Annotated in this window: 22 protein-coding genes and 1 pseudogene; 14 read left to right on the forward strand and 9 right to left on the reverse strand. The window is 61.6% G+C overall.

What is annotated here, in order from left to right; all coding sequences use genetic code 11:
* Positions 1-67 precede the first annotated feature (67 nt).
* Positions 68-1,408, forward strand: coding sequence for a M16 family metallopeptidase (locus tag ACR0NT_RS09540; RefSeq protein WP_170672963.1), 1,341 nt, complete (start codon positions 68-70; stop codon positions 1,406-1,408).
* Positions 1,405-2,715, forward strand: coding sequence for a M16 family metallopeptidase (locus ACR0NT_RS09545; RefSeq protein ID WP_170672966.1), 1,311 nt, complete (start codon positions 1,405-1,407; stop codon positions 2,713-2,715). The genes ACR0NT_RS09540 and ACR0NT_RS09545 overlap by 4 nt, the downstream gene beginning before the upstream one ends.
* Positions 2,716-2,737: 22 nt before the next feature.
* Here the strand turns inward: ACR0NT_RS09545 and ACR0NT_RS09550 are convergent, their stop codons facing one another.
* The 3 genes from ACR0NT_RS09550 to deoC are packed head-to-tail and all read right to left on the reverse strand — an operon-like array spanning position 2,738 to position 6,921.
* The gene (locus ACR0NT_RS09550; protein WP_170672968.1) at positions 2,738-3,553 is read right to left on the reverse strand and encodes an SDR family oxidoreductase; all 816 of its coding nucleotides are present in this window, start codon (positions 3,551-3,553) and stop codon (positions 2,738-2,740) included.
* 25 nt (positions 3,554-3,578) lie between these two features.
* Positions 3,579-5,912, reverse strand: a complete 2,334-nt coding sequence (locus ACR0NT_RS09555; RefSeq protein WP_170672971.1) for an aldehyde dehydrogenase family protein — start codon at positions 5,910-5,912, stop codon at positions 3,579-3,581.
* 10 nt (positions 5,913-5,922) lie between these two features.
* Positions 5,923-6,921, reverse strand: coding sequence for a deoxyribose-phosphate aldolase (deoC, locus tag ACR0NT_RS09560; RefSeq protein WP_170672974.1), 999 nt, complete (start codon positions 6,919-6,921; stop codon positions 5,923-5,925).
* Positions 6,922-7,119: 198 nt separating this feature from the next.
* Here deoC and ACR0NT_RS09565 point away from each other — a divergent pair, with 198 nt between their 5' ends.
* The 6 genes from ACR0NT_RS09565 to ACR0NT_RS09590 all read left to right on the forward strand — a co-directional run bounded on the left by ACR0NT_RS09565 (position 7,120) and on the right by ACR0NT_RS09590 (position 14,438).
* Positions 7,120-8,073: a metal ABC transporter solute-binding protein, Zn/Mn family gene (locus ACR0NT_RS09565; protein ID WP_170443932.1), complete on the forward strand. Its 954-nt coding sequence runs from the start codon at positions 7,120-7,122 to the stop codon at positions 8,071-8,073.
* Positions 8,074-8,076: 3 nt separating this feature from the next.
* Positions 8,077-8,880 (forward strand): metal ABC transporter ATP-binding protein, encoded by an 804-nt coding sequence (locus tag ACR0NT_RS09570; RefSeq protein ID WP_170443930.1) that lies wholly within the window; start codon positions 8,077-8,079, stop codon positions 8,878-8,880.
* A 3-nt stretch (positions 8,881-8,883) separates the two neighbouring features.
* Positions 8,884-10,089: a metal ABC transporter permease gene (locus ACR0NT_RS09575; protein WP_170443928.1), complete on the forward strand. Its 1,206-nt coding sequence runs from the start codon at positions 8,884-8,886 to the stop codon at positions 10,087-10,089.
* Positions 10,086-11,015, forward strand: coding sequence for a metal ABC transporter permease (locus tag ACR0NT_RS09580; protein WP_170443926.1), 930 nt, complete (start codon positions 10,086-10,088; stop codon positions 11,013-11,015). The genes ACR0NT_RS09575 and ACR0NT_RS09580 overlap by 4 nt, the downstream gene beginning before the upstream one ends.
* 281 nt (positions 11,016-11,296) lie before the next feature.
* Positions 11,297-13,156 (forward strand): DNA mismatch repair endonuclease MutL, encoded by a 1,860-nt coding sequence (gene mutL / locus ACR0NT_RS09585; protein ID WP_170672976.1) that lies wholly within the window; start codon positions 11,297-11,299, stop codon positions 13,154-13,156.
* A 52-nt stretch (positions 13,157-13,208) separates the two neighbouring features.
* Complete coding sequence (locus ACR0NT_RS09590) at positions 13,209-14,438, forward strand: DNA recombination protein RmuC (RefSeq protein WP_170672979.1); 1,230 nt, start codon at positions 13,209-13,211, stop codon at positions 14,436-14,438.
* 9 nt (positions 14,439-14,447) lie between these two features.
* Here ACR0NT_RS09590 and ACR0NT_RS09595 read toward each other — a convergent pair whose 3' ends face one another.
* Together ACR0NT_RS09595 and ACR0NT_RS09600 are read right to left on the reverse strand one after the other, a co-directional pair.
* The gene (locus ACR0NT_RS09595) at positions 14,448-15,098 is read right to left on the reverse strand and encodes a ChrR family anti-sigma-E factor (protein ID WP_170443919.1); all 651 of its coding nucleotides are present in this window, start codon (positions 15,096-15,098) and stop codon (positions 14,448-14,450) included.
* A gap of 10 nt (positions 15,099-15,108) precedes the next feature.
* Positions 15,109-15,765, reverse strand: a complete 657-nt coding sequence (locus ACR0NT_RS09600) for a sigma-70 family RNA polymerase sigma factor (protein WP_170673320.1) — start codon at positions 15,763-15,765, stop codon at positions 15,109-15,111.
* 146 nt (positions 15,766-15,911) lie between these two features.
* Here ACR0NT_RS09600 and ACR0NT_RS09605 point away from each other — a divergent pair, with 146 nt between their 5' ends.
* The 5 genes from ACR0NT_RS09605 to ACR0NT_RS09625 all read left to right on the forward strand — a co-directional run bounded on the left by ACR0NT_RS09605 (position 15,912) and on the right by ACR0NT_RS09625 (position 18,876).
* Positions 15,912-16,685 carry a DUF1365 domain-containing protein gene (locus tag ACR0NT_RS09605; RefSeq protein WP_170443915.1) on the forward strand — a complete coding sequence of 258 codons (774 nt, stop codon included), beginning with the start codon at positions 15,912-15,914 and terminating at the stop codon, positions 16,683-16,685.
* 87 nt (positions 16,686-16,772) lie between these two features.
* Complete coding sequence (locus ACR0NT_RS09610) at positions 16,773-17,090, forward strand: DUF3775 domain-containing protein (protein WP_170443913.1); 318 nt, start codon at positions 16,773-16,775, stop codon at positions 17,088-17,090.
* A gap of 87 nt (positions 17,091-17,177) precedes the next feature.
* Positions 17,178-18,293: a tetratricopeptide repeat protein gene (locus tag ACR0NT_RS09615; protein WP_170672981.1), complete on the forward strand. Its 1,116-nt coding sequence runs from the start codon at positions 17,178-17,180 to the stop codon at positions 18,291-18,293.
* A 107-nt stretch (positions 18,294-18,400) separates the two neighbouring features.
* Positions 18,401-18,637 (forward strand): DUF1127 domain-containing protein, encoded by a 237-nt coding sequence (locus ACR0NT_RS09620; RefSeq protein WP_170443909.1) that lies wholly within the window; start codon positions 18,401-18,403, stop codon positions 18,635-18,637.
* A 38-nt stretch (positions 18,638-18,675) separates the two neighbouring features.
* A complete protein-coding gene (locus ACR0NT_RS09625) occupies positions 18,676-18,876 on the forward strand; it encodes a DUF1127 domain-containing protein (RefSeq protein WP_170443907.1) in 201 nt (66 codons plus the stop codon).
* Positions 18,877-18,946: 70 nt separating this feature from the next.
* On the opposite strand, the gene ACR0NT_RS09630 is transcribed toward ACR0NT_RS09625, so the two are convergent.
* The 4 genes from ACR0NT_RS09630 to ACR0NT_RS09645 are packed head-to-tail and all read right to left on the reverse strand — an operon-like array spanning position 18,947 to position 22,443.
* Entirely contained in the window at positions 18,947-20,089 is a 1,143-nt protein-coding gene (locus tag ACR0NT_RS09630; protein WP_170672984.1) for a saccharopine dehydrogenase C-terminal domain-containing protein, read from the reverse strand.
* A gap of 3 nt (positions 20,090-20,092) precedes the next feature.
* A complete protein-coding gene (locus ACR0NT_RS09635; protein WP_170672987.1) occupies positions 20,093-21,148 on the reverse strand; it encodes a saccharopine dehydrogenase in 1,056 nt (351 codons plus the stop codon).
* Between the two features lie 14 nt (positions 21,149-21,162).
* Positions 21,163-21,777: a glutathione S-transferase family protein gene (locus ACR0NT_RS09640; protein WP_170672990.1), complete on the reverse strand. Its 615-nt coding sequence runs from the start codon at positions 21,775-21,777 to the stop codon at positions 21,163-21,165.
* A gap of 15 nt (positions 21,778-21,792) precedes the next feature.
* Positions 21,793-22,443 (reverse strand): histidine phosphatase family protein, encoded by a 651-nt coding sequence (locus ACR0NT_RS09645; protein ID WP_170443899.1) that lies wholly within the window; start codon positions 22,441-22,443, stop codon positions 21,793-21,795.
* Positions 22,444-22,791: 348 nt separating this feature from the next.
* On the opposite strand from ACR0NT_RS09645, the pseudogene gcvT reads away from it, so the two are divergent.
* A pseudogene (gcvT, locus tag ACR0NT_RS09650) lies at positions 22,792-22,909 on the forward strand (glycine cleavage system aminomethyltransferase GcvT); the annotation flags it as partial.

Raw genomic sequence — 22,909 nt, forward strand, 5'->3', positions numbered from 1 at the left:
CATCACCCTTGAACCTGCGCCCCACCACCGTAGTTTGAACACCATTGAACGAAACGGAGGACGCCCCATGGTTCGGGCTCTGGCCTTGTCTGCCGCCCTTGTCGCCGCCACCCCCTTGATTGCCAAAGAGGGGCACGAGGCGGTCACAACCTTCACGCTGGACAACGGCATGGATGTCGTCGTGGTCGAAGATCACCGCGCGCCGGTCGTGCAGCATATGGTCTGGTATCGGGCCGGGTCCGCGGATGAGCCGGTCGGCTCGTCCGGCGTGGCGCATTTCCTGGAACATCTGCTGTTCAAGGGCACCGATACACTGGCCCCGGGTGAGTTTTCAGCCACCGTTGCGGCCAATGGCGGCAATGACAACGCGTTTACGTCCTATGACTACACCGCCTATTACCAACGCGTCGCCGCCGATCGGCTGGAGTTGATGATGCGGATGGAGGCGGACCGGATGCGCAACATCCGCCTGAGCGACGAGGACATCGTCACTGAACGCGACGTGATCCTGGAAGAACGCAACCAGCGCACCGAAAACAGCCCCCGCGCCCTGTTTGGCGAGCAGATGAACGCTTCGCAATACCTCAACCATCGTTATGGCGTGCCGATCATCGGCTGGCGGCACGAGATGGAGACGCTGGATATGGAGGACGCGCTGTCCTTCTACCAGACCCATTACGCGCCCAATAACGCAATTCTGGTGGTGACCGGCGATGTGGAACCCGATGCGGTCAAGGCACTGGCCGAACAGTATTACGGTGTCATCCCCGCCAATCCGGATTTGCCCGAACGGGTGCGTTCGCAAGAGCCGCCGCAAACCGCCGAACGTCGCCTGACCTTCAAGGATGCACGGGTTTCGCAGCCCTATGTGCAGCGCAGCTATCTGGCGCCCGAACGTGATCCGGGCAAACAGGAGAAAGCTGCGGCGCTGTTCCTGCTGGCCGAGTTGCTGGGCGGCAGCACCACGTCCTATCTGAATGAAAAGCTGCAATTCGAACAGCAAAAGGCCGTCTATGCCGGGGCCTTCTATCGCGGTGTCTCGCTGGATGACACGACTTTCGATCTGCTGGTTGTCCCGGCGCAGGGCGTGTCCTTGCAAGAGGCCGAGGACGCGATGGATCAGGCCGTGGCCGATTTCATCGCCGAGGGTGTGAACGAAGAAGACCTCGACCGGATCAAGATGCAGCTGCGCGCGGCGCAGACCTATGCCCGTGACAACGTGGATGGCATCGGCAATCGCTATGGCCGTGCTCTGACCAGCGGGTTGACGGTCGAGGACGTGCAGGCCTGGCCCGATATCCTGCAGGCTGTGACCGGCGATGAGATCATCGCCGCCGCCCGCGAGGTGCTGCAACCGGAAAGCTCGGTCACCGGCTGGCTGATGAAAGACGATGAGGTGACGCAATGAAACGCATTTTCGCAACCCTGATCGCCCTCGTCATCGCGCTGCCCGCCTGGGCCGAGATCGAGATCGAAGAGGTCACTTCTCCGGGCGGCATCACCGCATGGCTGGTCGAGGATCACTCGATCCCCTTCACCGCATTGGAACTGCGCTTTCGCGGCGGCACCTCGCTGGACGAGCCCGGCAAGCGCGGGGCCATCTACTTGATGAGCGGCCTGATCGAAGAAGGCGCAGGCGACATGGATGCCCGCACCTATGCGCGCGAACTAGAATCGCTGGCGGCCTCGTTCAGCTACAACGCGTCTGACGACTCGGTTTCGATTTCGGCGCAGTTCCTGACCGAGAACCGGGATGAGGTGATCGATCTGCTGCGCACCACCATTCACGAACCGCGCTTTGACGAGGACGCGGTGGAACGGGTGAAGGCGCAGGTTCTGTCCGGGTTGCGGTCCGATCAGACCGATCCCAATGACATAGCCAGCCGCAATTTCGCGCAGATGGCCTATGGTGACCACCCCTATGGCACCGAGGGCAAGGGCACGATCGAAAGCGTCAGCGCGCTGACCCGCGATGATGTCGTGGCCGCTTATGACAATGTTCTTGCTAAGGACCGGCTCTATGTCGGGGCCGTGGGCGATATCACACCCGAGGAACTGGGCGCGCTGTTGGACAAGCTGCTGGCCGATCTGCCTGAAACCGGCAAGCCCATTCCGGACCGCGCCGATGTGACCATCCCCGGCGGGGTCAGCGTGGTTGACTTTGACACGCCGCAATCGGTGGCCCTGTTCGGCCATGCGGGCATCGACAGGCACGATCCCGATTTCTTTGCCGCCTTTGTGCTGAACCACATCCTTGGCGGTGGCGGGTTCGAAAGCCGCCTGATGCAGGAGGTGCGCGAAAAGCGCGGGCTGACCTATGGTGTGGCGACCTATCTGGTGCCCAAGGATCTGGCGTCGGTCTATCTGGGTTCGGTGTCATCGGGCAATGACCGCATCGCCGAAGCGGTCGAGGTGATCCGCGACGAATGGGCCCGTGCCGCGTCCGAAGGCGTGACGCAGAAAGAACTGGATGACGCCAAGACCTATCTGACCGGGGCCTACCCGCTGCGCTTTGATGGCAACGGACAAATCGCCGGGATCATGGTCGGAATGCAGATGGATGATCTGCCCATCGACTATATCACCACCCGCAACGACAAGGTGAACGCGGTGACGTTGGAAGACGTGAATCGCGTGGCCAGTGAACTGCTCGACCCCGAAGGGCTGCATTTCACCGTTGTCGGGAAACCCGAAGGGCTGGAAACCACGAACTGAAGAAAAGGGGGCTGAGTGCGCCTCAGCCCTTTTTTCCCGCTGCGCTGCGCAGCATCTGCCCCATCATCTGACCAAATTTGCCCGAGCCGCGCTGATACAGCGCGCCATCCACCGCCATGACCGTGCCGCTGATATAACTGGCCAGATCGGAACTGAGGAACAGGCAGGCATTGGCCACATCCTGCGGCTGGCCCCAACGGCCCAGAGGCACATCGCGGCGCAGCTCTTCATGGGCGTTTTCGGTGGGGGCCAGACGTTTCGCGCCCTCGGTGCCTTCGATGAAGCCCGGCACGACCGAATTCACCCGGATGCCCTCGACCCCCCATTCCATCGACAGGGTGCGGGTGATCTGATCGACGCCCGCCTTGGCGGCGCAGACATGGGCTTGCCCTTCATAAGGCAGATAGGATTGCGGCGCCGAGATGTTGATAATGCTGGCGCCGGGGCGTTTGAGGTAAGGATAGGCCCCTTTCATCACGTGGACGGTACCCATCAGGTCGATATCGATCACGGTCTTGAACGCATTGACCGACATCTCGGACGTCAGCGCCGGGAAATTGCCCGCCGCGCCTGAAACCAACACATCGAAATCACCGAACGCGTCGTGGAACTGTTTCAGGCCCGCTGCCACTGCCTCGGGGTCGCGCACATCAAAGGCAGCACCAATGGCGTCAGCCGCGCCCGCAGCCTTCAGCGCGGCGACGGTGTCATCCACCTTTTCCTGCGACCGGCTGGCGACGGCCAGTTTGGCACCCGAGGCCGCAAAGGCCTCGGCAATGCCCCGGTTGATACCGCTGGTGCCGCCAATGACGATGACGGTTTTGTTTGCAAAATCCATGTGGGCCTCCCGTGATGCGGGTGCCCTACTCGCCGTAGGGCACCCAGATGTTCTTGATCTCGGTCGCAGCCTGCAGGAAGCGGCGGGAATGGTCCATGCTCCAGTCTATTGCCGTCGCGTTATTGACCCATGTGCGCTTGAGATTCCCGGCAGACACGGCTTCGATCTCTTTCGACAGATCGGTGGACGAGAATGACCAGACCGCATCCACATTCAAATGCGAGGCCAGCGGTTTCGCCAGTTCCGCATGAGTGCCGGTCAGGATGTTGACCACACCCGCAGGCACGTCCGAGGTCTCAAGGATCTGATAGAAATCGGTTGCGGCCAGCGGGTAAGGCTCGGACGCGACCAGCACCACCCGGTTGCCCATCGCAATCGCGGGTGCCATGGCCGAGACCAAACCCAGCAAAGGTGCCTCATCCGCGCAAAGCGCACCGATGACGCCCACCGGTTCCTTCATCGCAATCGCCACGCCCCGGATCGGCACGCCGTGGACCTGACCGTCATTCTTGTCGGCCCAGGCGGCGGCAGTGAACAGGCGTTGGATCGAAGCCTCAACCTCTTTGGCACCGTCTTTCTTACCGGTCATGGTATCGACGCGCGCGGCAAACTCACCCGCACGGGCCGAGAGATTCTCGCCGATGTAATACAGAATTTGCGCGCGTAGATGGCCTGTAGTCTTGGACCAACCCCTGGCGCCCGCCGCAGCCTCAACCGCGTTGCGCACGTCTTTGCGGTTGCCAAGACCGACATGGCCCAGCAGCCCGGATTTACCCCAAACCGGCTTAGAGTAGCCGCTGTCAGGTCGAGTTTGCTTGCCGCCGACATACATCTTGGCGGTGCGATCGATGGGATCGACCGGGGCACCTTCGCCCATGATCGCTTCGACCCGCGCCAGCGGCTTGGCTTTGCCCTTGGGCTTGGTATAGGCCGCCAGACCTTCCCAACCACCTTCGCGACCAAAGCCGCTTTCGCGCACCCCGCCAAAGCCTGCGGCGGCATCGAACAGGTTGGTGGCGTTGACCCAGACCACACCCGCAACCAGCTTGGGCGCGATATCCAGCGCCAGGTTCACATTCTCGGTCCAGACCGTTGCGGCCAGCCCATAACGGGTGTTGTTGGCCAGCTCGACCGCCTCAGCCGGGGTGCGGAAGGTCGAGGATACCAGCACCGGGCCAAAGATCTCCTCCTGCATCAGCGGATCGGACGTTTCGAGGCCCGAGATCAGCGTTGGCGGGTAGTAGCAGCCGTTCGAGGGCAGCTCACAAGCGGCCTGATGGACATGACCGGCGGTGTTGCTTTCGACCATGCCCTTGATGGTTAGCAACTGGACCGGGTCCACAACCGCACCCACGTCGATGCATTTGTCCAGCGGATCACCAACGCGCAGCTTGTCCATCCGCGCACGCAGCTTGTCGTGGAAACGGTCGGCGATGCCTTCCTGCACCAACAGGCGCGAGCCCGCGCAGCAGACCTGACCCTGATTGAACCAGATCGCATCGACCAGACCTTCGATAGCGCTGTCGATATCGGCGTCGTCGAACACGATATAGGCGGACTTGCCCCCCAGCTCCAAGGTCAGTTCCTTGCCGGAACCAGCGGTCGCCTCACGGATACGCCGCCCCACAACGGTCGAGCCGGTAAAGGCGACCTTGTCCACGTCCGCATTCACAATCATCTCGCCCACCGCGCCGTCTCCGGTGACGATGTTGACCACGCCATTGGGCAGACCGGCCTGCGAGCAGATATCGGCAAACAGCAGCGCGGTCAGCGAGGTGTACTCGGCCGGTTTCAGAACCACCGTGTTGCCCATTGCTAGCGCCGGCGCGATCTTCCACGCCAGCATCAGCAGCGGGAAGTTCCACGGAATGATCTGCCCGCACACACCAAGCGCCTGCGCGTCGGGCAGTTCGCTCTCCATCAACTGCGCCATTCCGGCGTGATAGTAAAAGTGCCGCTGCGCCAGAGGGATGTCGATGTCGCGCGATTCCCGGATCGGCTTACCGTTGTCCAGGCTCTCAAGCACCGCAAACAGGCGCGAATGTTTCTGCAACAGCCGCGCAATCGCATACAGATAACGCGCGCGCCCCGCGCCGCCCAGCTTCTCCCATTTCGGCTGCGCCTTGCGGGCGGCGGCGACAGCGGCGTCCACGTCGGCCTGTTTCGCTTGCGTCAACTTGGCCAGAACCTCTCCGGTCGCCGGGTTGCGGCTGTCGAACCCTTTGCCGGGCTTGGTGAAGGCCCCATCGATATAGTGACCGAACTTGTCGCCCTGATCGACCAGCCAGGCGAGAGCCTCAGCGGCGCTTTCAGGGGCGGGGCCATAGTCCATGGTCTCGAAGATTTCTTTGACTGTCATTGTTCTGCCCTCAGCCCATGGAGTGACGGTAACCGGCGGAATACGCGCCCGTCACATAGTGTTCCAACTGCCGTTCAATATCGCCCAGCAGCGACGACGCGCCAAAGCGGAACAGGTCCGGCTCCAGCCAGCGGTCGCCCAGTTCGTCCTTGATCAGCGACAGGTAGACCAGCGCGTCCTTGGCCTTCGAAATCCCGCCTGCGGGTTTATAGCCGACGCGGTACCCGGTGCGGTCATAATAGTCGCGGATCGCACGGATCATCACCAGCGACACCGGAAGGGTGGCGTTGACGCTTTCCTTGCCGGTCGAGGTCTTGATGAAATCCGCCCCCGCCATCATGCAGACCAGCGAGGCGCGGGCGACATTGCGCAGGCTGCCCAGCTCTCCGGTCGCCAGAATGGCTTTGACATGGGCGTCGCCACAGGCGGCGCGGAAGGCTTTCATTTCGTCATACAGCGCCTGCCAGTCACCCGACAGCACATGACGGCGCGAGATCACGATATCGATCTCTTCGGCCCCGGCTTTCACGCTTTCCTCGATCTCGGCCACACGCAGGTGGAAAGGGGACAGACCCGCAGGAAACCCGGTCGAGACGGCAGCCACGGGAATGCCGGTGCCTTTCAGCGCCTCGACGGCGGTTTCGATCATGTCGTGATAGACACAGACCGCGCCGGTGGTGATCGGCGGCATGTCCATTGCCTGCAGCAAAGCGGTCGACACCGGTTGGCGCGCCTTGGCGCACAGGCGGCGCACGCGGCCCACTGTATCGTCGCCTGCCAGCGTGGTCAGGTCGATCAGGGTGACTGCCTTCAGCAACCACGCGGCCTGATAGTCTTTCTTCACCGAGCGCCGACCGGGCAGGGTCGCCGCGCGGCGTTCAATGGCCGAGGTGTTGGCCTGCACGGCGCGCACCCAGTCCAGATCAAGGTCCATACCGGGGTTTCTGGGCTCGGTCACCTGCGGCAGATGCGCGGTGCGCACGGGGCTGTCTGAGCTCTGCGTTTCCATTGTCACGTCCTTTGGGAGGTTTGCGCCAAAATCGCACGGGTTGCGCGTAAAGGGAAGGCATTGAGGGGCTGGGCTGGTATCTTTTTTGACCAAATGGACAAAATTGGCATTTTCTTGCGAATAACTCGCAAGAGCGTTGACTTACTTGCGAATGGTTCGCATATTCATTCTCAACTGAGTTCGAAATCGGGATTCGACATGATTCGTCGCAGCTTTCTTGCAGCCTTGGCCTTTGCCGCTGCAGTGCCATTGACAGCCTGGGCCGAGGCGCCGCTGAAGGTGGTTGCCACCACTGGCATGATCGCCGACGCCGCGCGTCAGGTCGGCGGAGAGCAGGTCGAGGTGAAGGGTCTGATGGGCCCCGGCGTCGATCCGCACGCCTATCGCCAGACCCGCAGCGATATCGTGGCGATGACCCGCGCGGACCTGATCCTGTGGCATGGCCTGTACCTTGAGGCGCAGATGGAAGATTTCTTCCACGACCTGGGCCGCAAGCGGGCCGTGGTGGCCGTGGCCGAGGGGGTCGACACGTCGAAACTGCGCGCCCATGACGACTATGCCGACAAATATGACCCGCATGTCTGGATGAGCCCCGCCTTGTGGCGTGATGTGGTGGTCGAAGTGCAAGAGGCGCTGACCGAGGCACGCCCCGACGCCGCCGACATCTTTGCCGCCAACGCGCAGGCGCATCTGGCTGAAATCGACCAGTTGGAGGCTTATGCCGCGCAAGCCCTGGCATCTGTTCCCGAAAACAACCGCGTGCTGGTCACGGCGCATGATGCATTTGGCTATTTCGGCGCTGAGTACGGCTATGAGGTGATGGGCATTCAGGGCATCTCGACCCAGTCCGAGGCTGGTCTGAACCGGATCGGAGAGCTGGTGGACACGCTGGTTGATAAACAGTTGAAAGCGGTGTTCGTCGAAAGCTCGGTGTCTGATCGGTCGATGCGCGCGCTGATCGAAGGTGCTGCGGCCAAAGGTCATGATGTGGGTGTGGGCGGCGAGCTGTATTCCGACGCCATGGGCGAATCGGGCACCTATGAGGGTACGTATATCGGCATGCTGGATCACAACATCACCGTCATTGCTGGCGCGCTGGGCGCAGATGTGCCCGATCGTGGTATGAACGGCAAACTGTCGGCGGGGTTTTGAGTGATGCTGGAGCTGGCCTCAAATCAGGGTGTGACGGTTGCTGAGAACAGCCTGGACGACAGCCCTTTGGCCATTCGCGGCTTGACGGTTTCTTACGGCCAGAAACCCGCGGTGTTCTCGGTGGACATGACCGTGCAACCGGGTGCGATGACCGCGATCATCGGCCCAAACGGGGCGGGGAAATCGACCCTGCTCAAGGCCGCATTGGGGATTGTGTCGCCGCTGTCCGGTCAGGTCACCGTCTACGGCAAGCCGCTGGAACAGCAGCGCGCCCGCATCGCTTATGTGCCGCAGCGCGCCAGTGTGGATTGGGATTTCCCGACCCGCGTGATCGACGTGGTGCTGATGGGCCTGTCTCGGGAACTGGGCCTGCTGGGCCGCATCCGCGCCCGCCACATGGCCCGGGCGATGGACTGCCTGAGCCGCGTTGGCATGCACGATTTTGCGGACCGTCAAATCGGCCAGCTTTCCGGAGGTCAGCAGCAACGGGTATTCCTGGCTCGCGCTTTGGCGCAAGAGGCGGATCTGTACCTGCTGGATGAACCTTTTGCCGGGGTCGATGCGGCCACGGAAAAGGCCATCATCGCGGTGCTGAAATCGCTGAAAGAGGCGGGCAAGACCGTTGTCGTCGTGCATCACGATCTGGCCACTGTCACCGACTATTTCGACCACGTCTTCCTGATCAACACCCGCAAAGTGGCCGAAGGTCCTGTGGCTGAGGCCTTCACCGCCGAAACCCTGCAATCGGCTTACGGAGGCCGTCTGGCCACCGCCCAGATCGACCAGATCTCGCGCGCACTGGGGTAAATCATGCTTTGGGATGCTCTGACCCTGCAGCTTGGCTATAACGCCACGCTGGTTGCCATTGGTGCGACCTTGCTGGGTATTTCGGCCGGGGTGACCGGCACCTTCCTGTTTCTGCGCAAGCGCGCGCTGGTCAGCGACGCGATCAGCCACGCGACACTGCCGGGCGTGTGTCTGGCCTTTATGGTGTTGATTGCCTTTGGCGGCGACGGGCGCAATCTGATCGGCCTGCTGGCCGGGTCGGCGATCTCGGCCTGGATCGGTTTGCTCTGCATGAACTGGCTGACTCGCCGCACGCGACTGGCCGAAGATGCGGCCATCGGGGCGGTCCTGTCGGTGTTTTTCGGCTTTGGTGTCGTGCTGCTGACCGTCATTCAGACCATGGGCGTTGGGCGACAGGCCGGTTTGGAGGGGTTCCTGCTGGGCTCGACGGCTGGGATGCTCTGGGCCGATGCGCTGATCATCGCGGTCGGAGGGGCAGCGACGCTGCTGATGGTCATGATCATCCGGCGCCCGATGACGATGGTGGCCTTCGACCCGGAATATGCGGCGGCGCGGGGGCTGCCGGTGCATCGCATCGATCTGGCGATGATGGGTCTGGTGATGGCCGTCACAGTGGTCGGCCTTAAGATCGTCGGGCTGATCCTGATCGTGGCGCTGCTGATCATCCCGGCTGTCACCGCCCGGTTCTGGACCGAGCGGTCGGACCGGGTGGTGCTTTTGGCTGGTCTGGCGGGCGGTCTGGCCGGGTATCTGGGGGCGGCGCTGTCGGCCTCGGCCCCCAACCTGCCGACGGGGCCGATCATCGTGCTGGTCAGTTTTGGGTTCTTTGCCCTGTCCTTGCTGTTGGCCCCGGTCCGCGGCGTTCTGGCGGCGGTGCTGAAACATCTGCGCTTCCAGCGCCGGGTCCATATCCGGCAGGGGCTGCTGGCGCTGGCGCAGGACCAGAAAATCTATGAACCGCTGACCCTGCGCCTGCTGAAACGCGCCGGGTTGGCCCGCGCTGACGGCGTCGCGACCGAGGCCGGCAAGGCCCGCGCCGCCAAGGCCCTGCGCGACGAAAAACGGTGGGAAGTGGTCCGCGCCGATCAGGCGCATGAGGCGACGGCGGCGCTCTATGACGGGTTGCGCGATATCGAAACGGTGCTGACGCGCGACCAGATCGCCGAAATCGACCGCCAGATCGGCGGCCCGCAGGGGGTGCCCTCATGAGCGGTGAAGAATTTGTCCCCCTGTCGCTGACACCCCTGCTGATCGGCACATTCGCGGCGATTGCCTGCGCGCTGCCGGGCAATTTTCTGGTGCTGCGCAAACAGGCCCTGATCGGGGACGCGATCAGCCATGTGGTGCTGCCTGGGATCGTGGTGGCCTTTCTGCTGACCGGAGCGATTTCGACCTGGCCGATGATGCTGGGCGCGGCGGGGGCTTCGATTGTGGCCGTGGTGATGATCGAGGCGATCCGGCGGCTGGGCCAGATCGAACCGGGCGCCGCGATGGGGGTGGTGTTCACCACCATGTTCGCGGGTGGCGTGCTGCTGCTGGAGCAAACCGACACCTCGACCGTGCATCTGGACGTGGAACATGCGCTCTATGGCAATCTGGAAAGCCTGATCTGGCTGGATGCGGTGGGGTGGTCATCCTTGCTAGACCTGACGGCCCTGTCCGGGTTGCCGCCGGAACTGCCGCGTATCGCGCTGACGCTGGCGGGGGTGATCCTGTTCATCTGGCTGTTTTGGCGGCCGCTGAAAATCTCGACCTTTGACGAAGGTTTTGCCCGCACCATCGGCATTCGCACCGGTGCGTTGGGCATGGCGCTGGTGATCGTTGCGGCGATTTCCGCCGTGGCGGCCTTTGACGCGGTGGGGTCGATCATCGTGATCGCCATGTTCATCTGCCCGCCTGCCGCCGCGCGGATGATGACCAACCGGCTGGAAACCCAGATTGCTTGGAGCGTCATCTTCGCCACCGTCTCGGCGGTGTCGGGCTATGTGCTGGCGGGGTATGGGCCGCTGTGGCTGGGCGGGGCGGACGCGGTCAGCGCGGCGGGCATGATTGCCACCATGTCGGGCCTGATCCTGGCCGCCGCCGCACTCTGGGGGCCGTGCCGTACCCGCGCCGGAGCGCCCCAGGCCTCTTGACACGGCGTGTTCCCGCCACCCCTGTCTGCGACCGGTCGGCTGAAACTTGCTCAGAACCAAGGCGCTGACAGAGTTAATGATTTGCATTCCGGTATTCGTGTTACGTACTCGCCAGAATTTTTCTGAATGACCACCACTCACTTCGGATCGTTCGGGCAATCGCGACCAAGTTTGCCGTGTTTTGAAAACGGTACGGCGCGATTGTTCGAACGCCCCCTCCTTAAAATTGACAGCTCCAAACCGGTGGCAGAATCGCGGGCGTTTGTGCTAGGTCTGGTGGTATGGCGCAGACACACCCCAATATCAGCGAAAACGCACCCGTTATCCGGCAGCTTGATGATGCAGCGATCAACCGAATTGCTGCGGGTGAGGTGGTGGAACGCCCGGCCTCGGCGGTCAAGGAACTGGTGGAAAACGCCATCGATGCCGGTGCGACCCGGATTGCCATTGATATCGCCGATGGCGGCAAGACGTTGATTCGTGTCACGGATGATGGTTGCGGGATTTCGGCGCAGGACCTGCCGCTTGCCCTGTCGCGCCATGCGACTTCGAAGATTGACGGCTCGGATCTGCTGAACATCCACACGTTCGGATTTCGCGGCGAGGCGTTGCCGTCGCTGGGCGCGGTGGGTCGGCTGACCATCACCAGCCGGGTGCCGGGCGCGGATGCGGCGCAGATTCATGTGGCTGGCGGCAAGATGGAGGCGGTGAAACCCGCCGCCCTGCGCGCAGGCACGGTGGTGGAATTGCGTGACCTGTTCTTTGCCACGCCCGCCCGTCTGAAATTCATGCGCACCGACCGGGCCGAGGCGCAGGCGATCACCGACACGGTCAAACGTCTGGCTATGGCGGAACCTGCCATCACCTTCTCTCTGCGCGATGTTTCAGGCGGGGGTGAGGGCCGCGTGACCTTCCGCGCCGACCGCGAGAATGGTGATCTGTTCGACGCGCTGCACGCCCGTCTGGCCCGCGTGATCGGGCGCGAATTTGCTGAGAACGCGCTGCAGATCGACGCCACGCGCGAGGGGATCAGGCTGTACGGATACGCGGCCCTGCCAACCTATTCCCGTGGCGCGGCAGTGGCGCAGTACCTGTTCGTCAATGGCCGCCCGGTGCGCGACAAGATGCTGACCGGTGCGTTGCGGGCGGCTTATTTCGATTTCCTCAGCCGCGACCGCCACCCGGCGGCGGCGCTGTTCATCGATTGCGACCCGACGCTGGTGGATGTGAACGTCCACCCTGCGAAGTCCGAGGTCCGGTTCCGCGATCCCGGTGTGGCGCGCGGGCTGATCGTCTCGGCCCTGCGGCACGCGCTGGCCGAGGCGGGGCATCGGGCCTCGACCACCGTGGCCAATGCAACATTGGGTGCGATGCGGCCGGAACCGGCGCAGCCTGCACCGGCGCGGGTATATCAGATGGACCGCCCCTCACAGGCGGCTCGGCAAGCGGCGTTTCGCGCGCAGGCACCTGGTTTTGCCGAATTGTCACGCGATTACAGCGGCAGCGTTGTCGACCCCGCTCCGGCGGTTCCGGTTGCGGTTGAAGAGCCTGCGCAGCAAGACTTGCCCTTGGGCGCGGCGCGTGGGCAGGTGCACGAGAATTACATCATCGCCCAGACCGCCGACGGGATGGTGATCGTTGACCAGCATGCAGCGCATGAACGGCTGGTCTATGAAAAGCTGAAAGCCCAGATGGCCGAGAACGGCGTCGCCGCGCAGGCGCTGCTGATCCCTGAAATTGTCGAGCTTTCCGAAGGGGATTGCGCACGTCTGATGGCCGTGGCCGACGACCTGTCGCGCCTTGGCCTGACGCTGGAACCTTTCGGCGGCGGTGCCGTCGCCGTACGCGAAACTCCGGCCATTCTGGGTGAGGTCGATGCCCGCGCGATGATCCTGGATATCCTCGACGAACTGGCCGATCAGGGCGAAAGCCAGACGGTGCAGGCGCGGATCGAGGCGATCCTTAGCCGGGTGGCCTGTCATGGCTCGGTCCGGTCAGGCCGTCGGATGCGGGCCGAAGAGATGAACGCCCTGCTGCGCGAGATGGAGGCGACGCCCCATTCCGGCCAATGCAATCACGGGCGGCCGACTTACGTGGAACTGAAGCTGAGCGATATCGAGCGATTGTTCGGCCGCAGTTGATCCGGCAGTGTTGCCGGGTTATGAAGAATAAAACAAGAACATCTGAGGCGACATGATCGAGATTGCTGGCACCCAAATGGCTTTGAACGACCCCGTGATTCTGATTGCGGGCAGCGTTGTCGTCCTGATTCTGTTGCTGCTGTTTATGTCCATGCGGGCGGCGCAGCGCTCGGCCCGGATGGCGGAGCCGCTGTCCCGGCAGATGGCGCATTTGGGCCAGCATGTGCAGCAATTGGGACAGGGGCAGGAACAGTTGCGCGGCGGGTTGCAGCATGTCTCGGACACGCAGGCCAATGCGCAGGTGCAGGTGATCCAGACGGTGGAATCGCGCCTGTCTTCGGTACAGCAGCAGATGAATGACCGGCTGGCGGATAACGCGATGAAATCGGCGCGGGCTTTGGCCGAGATGCAGGAGCGGATGAAGGAATCGCTGCATGGTTCGTCGAAACAGACCGCGACCTCGCTGACCCAGTTGCAGGAACGCCTGGCCGCCATCGACAAGGCGCAGGACAATATCACCAAACTGTCGGGCGATGTGCTGTCGTTGCAGGATATTCTGTCGAACAAGCAGACCCGCGGCGCGTTTGGAGAGATTCAGCTGAACGATATCGTCTCCAAGGCGCTGCCCTCAGACAGCTTCAAGCTGCAGGCGACCCTGTCGAACGGGCGCCGGGCGGATTGCCTGATCCACCTGCCGAACCCGCCGGGGCCGATCGTGATCGACAGCAAGTTCCCGCTCGAGGCGTATGAGGCGCTGATCGGGTCCACCAATGATGCCGAGTTGAAAGCGGCGGTCCAGATGTTCCGCAGCACGGTGCGCAAACATATCAATGACATCGCAGAGAAGTATATTCTGGATGGCGAAACCGCCGATGGCGCGCTGATGTTCCTGCCATCCGAGGCCGTTTATGCCGAGCTACACGCGAAGTTTCCGGAACTGGTGCAGGAGAGTTTCAGCAAGCGCGTCTGGATCGTTTCCCCCACCACCTGCATGGCGACGCTGAATACCATGCGTGCGATCCTCAAGGACGCGCGGATGCGCGAACAGGCCGGTGCGATCCGCAAGGAACTGGGGATGCTGCACAAGGATGTGGAGCGTCTGGGTGATCGCGTCTCGAACCTTGACCGCCATTTCGGGCAGGCGGCCAAGGATATCTCGGAGATCAAGATCAGCGCAGAGAAGGCCGGGCGTCGGGCGCAGCGGCTGGACAATTTCGATTTCGAGGAACTGGCCCCGGACGATCACACCAACGTGGTCCCGCTTGGCCAGTCGGAAGGCTAGCGACAACCCTCAGATACGCAGGAAAGGCTGGAACAGGCGCGGCATCAGCTTGCTGAATTTCAGCGGCGCGTCGGTGACCGCCAGACAGATGCAGTCTTCCGAGATATCGGCGGTCGGCGTGTGGTGCAGGTCTTCATCCGCAATCTCGACATCACCGCGGGCGAAATGATCCACCTCGTCCGAGAAGGCGCCCTGCAGCACCATCGTCAGTTCGACGCCATTGTGGCTGTGGTCCGGCACGGCCGCACCGGCGGGGATGAACAGCAGCCGCGCGGTGGCCTCGCGTGTGGTCGGCAGGATTGCCTGTTTCACCCCCATGCCGATAGAGCGCCATTTGATGTCGCTCACATCTCCGCCGACGTAGTCCTGTAACGGTGCGGGCAAAACCGAACATCCCGGACGTGCGGGTTTGGCAATCGGTGCGCCCCGGGCAATCAGCGCCATGGTCGCGGCCAGAGACCCATCGCTCATGCTGGCCGAGGCGTCCTGATCCTGCAGCACACAGCCGCCGACAGCATCAAAGCTTTCGGCCCGGGCGCGGCAGTGGTCACACAAGGACAGGTGCGTGGCGACCATCAGGTCGAACGCCTCGGGCAGACTGCCTGCGGCATAGGCCATCAGCAGGTCGTCTGTCAGGTGATGTTTGATCTCGTTGCTCATCGTCATCATCTCAGTTCATCGCGTGGCGCAAGCGGTCAAGCGCCAGCCGTATGCGTGATTTGATCGTGCCCAGCGGCAATCCGGTTGCAGAGGCAATCTCGCGGTGGCTCAGATCGCCAAAATAGGCCTTTTCGATCAGTTCTCGTTGCGCCTCGGGCAACGCCGCCATGGCGTCACGCAGCTGCGCGGTTTCCTGTTGCAGCGCGATCACGTCGTCCTGTTCCGGTTCCGCCTCGGGACCCCATCCCAGATCCTCGGGCTCGGGCCGGCGTTGCTTGCGCAGGACGTCGATGCGCTTGTTCCTTGCGATCGTGAACACCCAGGTGGCGACGGTCGCACGGGTTGGATCGAACAGATGCGCCTTGTGCCACAAGGTCGCCATCACCTCTTGCGTGCATTCCTCGGCTGTCGTGGCGTCTGATCCCGACTTGATCAGAAACGCCTTGATCCGTGGTGCGAAATGCTGGAACAGCTCGGCAAAAGCGGCCTGATCCTGCGCGTCTCGAATGCGTCTGACGTGGCTCACCCACTCAGTTCTGGTGTCGCAACTGCCATCCACTTTGTTCACCGGCCTGCCCCTGATGAGTTTCTGCGCGCGCCAAGGCCTGAGTGCTGGCCTCTCGGCCGCCGGTTCATCCAAGGTCACGGTATCGATCTCGGTAAACATAACCACAATACGCGGGCCAGCCAAAGGCGGATCACTTTGTTTGCAGTTTTTGATCCGTGTCGGGCTGGTTTGCGTATTATCTGGTACGAACAGATTGGGAAAAGAATGCCGCTTGAACGGTTTACAGGCACAGCAGGGGATGCAGCGTGAACAGGATCGACCATATTGCGGGCCACACCTTTCACGGGCGGAAGGGGGACGTTCAGAACGCATTTCGCTATTCCGTCGACTACATTCTACTGGACCCCGAAGGCCAGCCGGACACCCCGCTGCTGTTTTCCCTGAACCGGGCCAATGTCACCAACTGGCGGGCACTCGACCACGGCGGAGATCCAGGGCAGGGGCGCGGTTCGGTCTGGCTGCGCGAGCAGTTCGACCAGATGGGGGTTGTGCAACCGGTGCGGATCACCTTGTTAACCCAGCCGCGCGTGTTCGGCCATGTGTTCAACCCGGTCAGTTTCTGGTTCTGTTTTGACGCCGAACAGCAACTTTATGCGGTGGTGGCCGAGGTCACCAACACCTATGGCACGCGCCACAGCTATCTGTGTCACAATCCCGGTTTCACGCCGATCCAGCCCTCGGACCGGATCGTGGCGGACAAGCTGATGCATGTCTCTCCGTTTCAAAAGATTGAAGGCGCGTACACGTTTCGGTTCGACTATCGCCCGGATCGCGTGGGCGTCTGGATCGACTATGGGCGCGACGGCGGCGGGCTGATTGCGACGCTGACCGGGCCGCGCGCACCGCTGACCGACGGTACAATCCTGTGGTCTCTGCTGCGCCGCCCGTTTGGCGCCCGCCGCGCATTTGTCCTGATCCTGTGGCAGGCGCTGAAACTGTGGGTCAAAAAGGCCCGGTTCCGCCCGTTTCGCACCGCCCCTGTGCCCGATCAGCCAGTTTCCCGTATTCGCGAGCCTTAGGGCGACTTTGTTTGCGTAAGATCAAAGACTCAGCAGCCGCCGAGTGGTTGTGCTAGGATGGAAACCGCGAACACGAGGAGTTGGGTCATGTTGGAAATCTCGGCAAGAAAAATCGCTCAGGTCGCCATGATGGGGCGCGAACTGGAGCGCGCCGAGGGCGAATTGCGCGCCTTCATCGATCGCATGGGCGAAGATGAGCAGGCTGAACTGGTCGCCGTCATGTGGATCGGCCGCGAGAGCTTTTTCGCCGAGGATCTGGCCGAAGCGATTGCAACCGCCAAATCCGAGGCCTCAACCCCTTGCGCCGACTACCTGATCGGTACGCCGCACCTGTCTGATCACCTTGAGAATGGCCTGGATGCGCTGGGAATTTCGGCCGAGGACGTGGAAAACGATCTGATGTAGACACAATGCCCGCAAAGTCTGCGGGCATTGTTTTCAAGGCCGTTTACAAACCCGCACAGGTTTGATTCAGTCCAACCGGATATACTCTTGGTTGATTTAATGAACGCTGATACGCCTGTTGCTCCCCCGAAACGCAAACTGACCATTATCCGCGTGGCCATCGTTCTGATCGTGCTGGCCATCATTGCGCTGCCGATTTTGCGCAAAAAACATGACGCGCTGGTTGATATCTGCAGTTCGGATAAGGGTGACCTGCAAACCACCCTCGACGCCTGCGATCTTCTGTTGGACTGGACCGTCTTCGACCCGGCTGAGCGGTCTATGGCGTATCGCAACAAGATGCGGCTTTATATGGGGGTGAAGGATTGGGAGGCCGCAACGCGCGAGGCCGATCTGGCGATTGAAGCGGATCCTGAAAGTGAGGTGCCGTTGCAGTGGAAGGCGCTTGTACTGACGCGCACTGAGGACTACGCCGACGCATTGGTGGCTATTGAGGCGGCGTTGGAGCGCGCACCGGCAAATGATTACTCGCTAGAAATGAAAGGAAAACTGCTTCGGGCGATGGGTGAGGACGACCAACTGCACGCCTATTTCGCGAATCTAGCAAAGACTTACCCCGACCGCAGATGGATTAAAAAGACGTGGGGAAGTCACCTAATTGAGGACAAGCTTTACGATCAACTACTCAATATGACGACCGAAGGGATCAAACGCGATCCGCAGAACCACGATCTCGTAGGCTATTATTACGTGGCATGTCTTGGCTTGGGGCCCCAATGCCCACCCCTTTTTCCCGAACGCCGCGCGACTTATCCTGAACTCAGTTGTTCGGACGCCATCGAAGGAATAGGCGAACGCAGTGACTTTCTGCAAAGTGAATTGAGTGAATCCGGTCTGCAGACCTTTGGCGAACTTTTTGCACAAAAGCCAATTTGGGGCATGTTCCATGCTCGGGCAATTTATGCCTCTGAAATGACAGTGCTGACCAATGGTGATCCAAAAAACAATGCTGAGTACTTCATTGGAGCAAGCAAAGCCTTCGACTGTGTTTTCCCAGAAAAGTACATCTATCCACTTCAATACGTTGGCCCCGAAGAAGAATTGATCAAAATGGTCAATGCGCATTACTTCACTCCACCGCTGCGCCAAAACCTCCTCGATCTGGCCTATCTGTACCTGAACGCACCCAACATTGCGCCCTGACCCAACACATTAACCAGTCTTAATCTATCCCTCTGGCCGCGTTAACGCGGGCTTCTTTTATCTGTTTCAGCAATGACGAAAGCAATTCAGACTGAAAGGAGAAAGTCATGGGATACGCACAAACTGTAACCCCGCAGAAGGGGCTTTTCTTCGGTATGTTCTCGAATTACGCCGAAGCACGGGTCGAACAATTCCGCCGCGGGATTTACGCCAATACCGTCCAGTCACTGGAAAACCTGACCGACAGGCAGCTGGAAGATATCGGTGTTCCGCGCTGTGACATCAAACGGCGCGCTTATGAAAGCGTCTATCACAAGCAGCCCTATCACCGCCACCTGCAGTGAACCGGGCGTCGCGTCTTGCACCAAACAGGGAGGAAAGGATGCTGGATTCAAAACCCAACCACGAACCATCGGCAAGGGCCAGTTCCGTGTTGCTGTTCGACCGCGCCATGCGGCTGCAGGCGATCAGATCGGACATCGTGCGCGCCGCGCAGGACCTGAACCGGCTGTCCGATCAGGATCTGGCCGAACTGGGCATCAACCGCAGCGATATCGACGACGTGATCGAGCGCTATATCTGACGGATTACGGGACGCAGGCCGCTTTGATCCGATGACACCGCCCCGACCGTGATCGGGGCGGGCGCGCCAGTCAGTTCAAGTGATCCACCACTTGCAAGTGCTGGGCCAGTGTGTCGATTTCAGCCATCCAGCCCTGCACCAGTTTCGGATCACTGGGGGCGGCATGGACACCGGCGGGGATGGCGCGGTTCAGTACCGCCTCGACCGCCAGTGAGACCGGGACCGACACCAGACGTGCCATGGCGGTGCCGCGGGCATCGCCCCACGCATCCATCACATAGGTTTTGTTCCAGACCGGGATGCCGTCTTTTTCCGCCGTCAGGCCCACGCAAAGAACCACGCGGTCCGGCTCGCCCTCGTCATAGGCGTTCTCGGCCCAGAACTGATCCGACATTTCTTTCAGGCGCGCGTCACCTTCGGGGCCTGACAGCGCCTCGATCTCGGTGAACACGTCCGACCATGCATCGGCCCAGCCGTTCAGGCGCAGGGTGCCGCGGACGAATTCCTTGACCGGCCAGTGGTCCTCGAACTGGTATTCTTTCATGAAAGGCATCGAGTCGCGGTTCGGATAGACCTCGAAGCTTTCGGGCGTCGGCAAAGGCGCGATATAGCTGGTGATCGCGTCCCATGGGTGGGCGACGTCCAGCGGGGCATAGTCCCGGATTGACTTCGACGGCGACCGCAGCGCCTTGAGCACACCCAGCGGCGACCAGCTGAACTTGTAGCGGAACGGGTTGGGGTTTTTGGGGACGCCGCCGCAATACGAGATGAAGCTCAGGTGGTTTTGCGCGTCGAACGCGTCCGAGGCGCGGTAGTCGGCGACCAGAGCATGCGCCATCAGGTGATCGATGCCGGGATCCAGCCCGACCTCGTTGATCAGCGCCACACCGGCCTCACGCGCCTTGTCATCCAGCGCGCGCATTTCGGGCGCGATGTAGGAGGAGGAGACGAAATTGGCCCGTTTCTCAATCGCCAGTTCCGCCAGCGGGACGTGCCAATCACCCGGCAGCATCGAGACGATCACGTCGCCCTGTTCCAGAACCGCGCCAAGCGCGTCGATGTCAAAGGCACGGATGTCGTCGGTCAGGTCGCCAATCTCGGCCTTTGCCTTTTCGATGGTCCGGTTCCAGACGGTGACTGTATGCCCGCCCTCAATCAGGCGGCGCAGGCCGGGGATGGCCGACAGGCCGGTGCCACACCAGTGAATCGTCATCGCTCAGATTCCTTCGATATGTGTTTTGTAGGTTGCTTCTGCCCGACCCCAGACGCCGCTGTCCAGATCGGTCAGGGTCAGCAGCGAGGGCAGCAGTTGCGCCGCGTAGTCCTGCGAGCTTTCAACCGGCAGCATCGAGGGCAGGTTGTCGATGGCCATCAGGTCCATGACTGGATCGGTGGCCACGCGCAAAGCAGGCGCATCCCAAGTGGTGGCGCGGTCGTAGACCGGGACCGGGTTGTAATCGCTGTCGGGGTCGCAGGCGACATCGCCGATGGCGGTCAGGTTGCGCGCGGCGGTCAGCGCCTCGCGCGGCACAAAGACCGGAGTACCGGGGCGGGCGAAGATGCAGTTCAGGAACAGGTCGTGGTTCAGGATTTCCGGGAACGGCCCGCCGCTGGCGGTCTCGGCCATGTCCCATTTGGTGACGTTGACGCCCATCGCTTCGCACAGATCGGCGGCCCCGGTGCCGACGCGGCCCAAGGCGCCGATGACGATGGCGCGGGGGCGCTCGGCTCCGGTTTCATCCAGTTCAGTCAGCAACTCGGCATTCAACGCATCCTTGCTTGGATAGACACCAACCGGTGGGCATTCCTGACCCCGTTGCTGCGCCGCCCATGTCTTGAGCGTCACGGCAGCGCCCGCATAGCCAGCCCAATAGCCGAACGCGGCAACGCGGCGGTCATTTTCGTTCACCAGATACTCCAGATCGTAAAGCGTGCCGCCGCCGGCCTTGAACCGCTGCAACAGGGAACGGCCGGAATGCTGGCCCTTGTAGGCGTGGCCGAACATGATGTGGCGGTGGGGCAGGGGCGTGCCGTCCTCGGGCAGTTCCTTGAGGCCGAAGATGATCGCATCCAGCGGGGCCTCGGGCCACGAATTCTCGGATGCGATCTCACATCCGGCATCTTTGTACCCGTCAATCGGAATGGCACGGACCGAGCTTTCCTCGACCGTCACGCGCAGACCTGCGGCGATCAGCGCGGCGGCCCCTTCCGGGGTCAGCCCGACCCGTTCCTCGTTCTGGCGCTGTTCGGCCCGGACCCAGAGATGTGTCATGCGATTTCCTTTTGTCAGAGTATTCCGGCGGCGCGCACCGCCTGAACCGAAGGCCGCGCCTCCATCGCTTCGCGGAAGGCGATGATCTTGGGAAAGGTCGAAACGTCAACGCCGTCGCCTTCCAGCCAGCTGCACACCACATACAGATAAGCATCGGCCAGCGAGAACGCCTCACCCAGCACAAACGGCCCGCGCAGCCCGTTCGAGGTGATGTATTTACAGGACGCGGTCATCGTCTGTGCGACCTTGTCTTTCATGTCCTTCCAACTGGATTTCTTGTCGGCCCAGCGGTGCCCGCGCAGCTTGTGCGCATGGTTCACATGCATGGTTGAGGCAAGATAGAACATCACCTCGCGCATCCGCGCCGCCATGATCGGATCGTCGGGCACCAGACCGGCCTCGGGGGCCTTGGCGGCGATATATTCCAGCAGCGCCCCGGTTTCGGTCAGGATGCCACCATCCACCACCAGCGCCGGAACACGGCCCTTGGGGTTGATCTGTTTATAAGCCGGTTTAGTCTGCTCGCCCCCGGCGAAATCCAGCTTGATGGCCTCATAATCCAACCCGGCTTCTTCCAGCGCAATGGCAACAGCGACCGAGATCGTACGGGGGGCATAGTAAAGCTGCATGGGGCCTCCGAAGGATTACAGGTGGGTCTGGGCGTATTGCCGGTCCGGCGCTTCCAGGTGCGGAATGGCGTTGAACAGGACCGGGCTCAACTGCGGGCCGATCGGGTGCAGACGATGCATCGACGTGTTCATGATGGCAAGGGCCACGCGCGCCATCGACGGGATGTCCAGCCCCATCGCCTGCCGCACCACCATCGAGATCAATCCGCCCGAGGTCACCACAATCGCGGGTCCGCCCTCGGTGCCGATATCGCGCAGCGCGCCAGAGACGCGGGCCTCGAACTCTTCGAAGGTCTCGGGTGTATTTTTGATGTCGCCATTGGCCCAGGCGGCAAATGTGCGGGGCAGATGTTCCACAAAGCCTTCGCGGTCGGTCGGGACCACCACGCCGTGCTGTTCTTCGAACAGCTTGGCGATGGTGAAGTATTCGATCTCGTTCAGGCGGGGGTCGCGGATCGGTTCCGCCAGCCCCATGCTGGCGGCGGTTTCCACATGGCGGGTCAGCGTGCCGCAATAGACGCGCGTATAGGTGGTCCGCGTGAATTGCAAATGTGCCCCCAGCCAGCGCGCCTGCTGGTGACCCAGCTCGCTCAGCTTGTCATAGCTCTCTTCATCACGCGCATCGGTGTTGGCCTGGCCGTGGCGAACCAGTGTAATATGTGACATGGCGGTCCCTCTCGGGCCGAGTCTTAGGGTAGGTTGCAGGCAGGGGCCAGAGGTGTTCCGTGGGCATCCGGCAAAAATCTCAGCGACTTAAGGCGCGTGCTTGGGCGAGGTACCGGTGATTGTCATTTTTGATGTTGCGTAAGGGGGAAAAGTTTCCTATCAGAAACACGAATGCAGCATACGGGTGTATACTCTTTGCCCGGCTCTCAAGGGACTGCTCTGACACAGATCAAAGTTCCATGACTGTTGACTTGCGACACAGTCGTGAGACTCTGGGCGGCAAACAGTTTTGACGTAGGGCGAACAAGTGCGGCATTCAGAGATTATGACCTAAGAAAGGTTGGACCCATGACCGATATTAAACGCACGCCATTGTACGACTTGCATGTTGAGTTGGGTGGCAAGATGGTTGATTTTGCGGGTTGGGAGATGCCTGTTCAGTACCCGATGGGGATCATGGGGGAGC

The organism is Ruegeria sp. AB10, assembly GCF_056542745.1.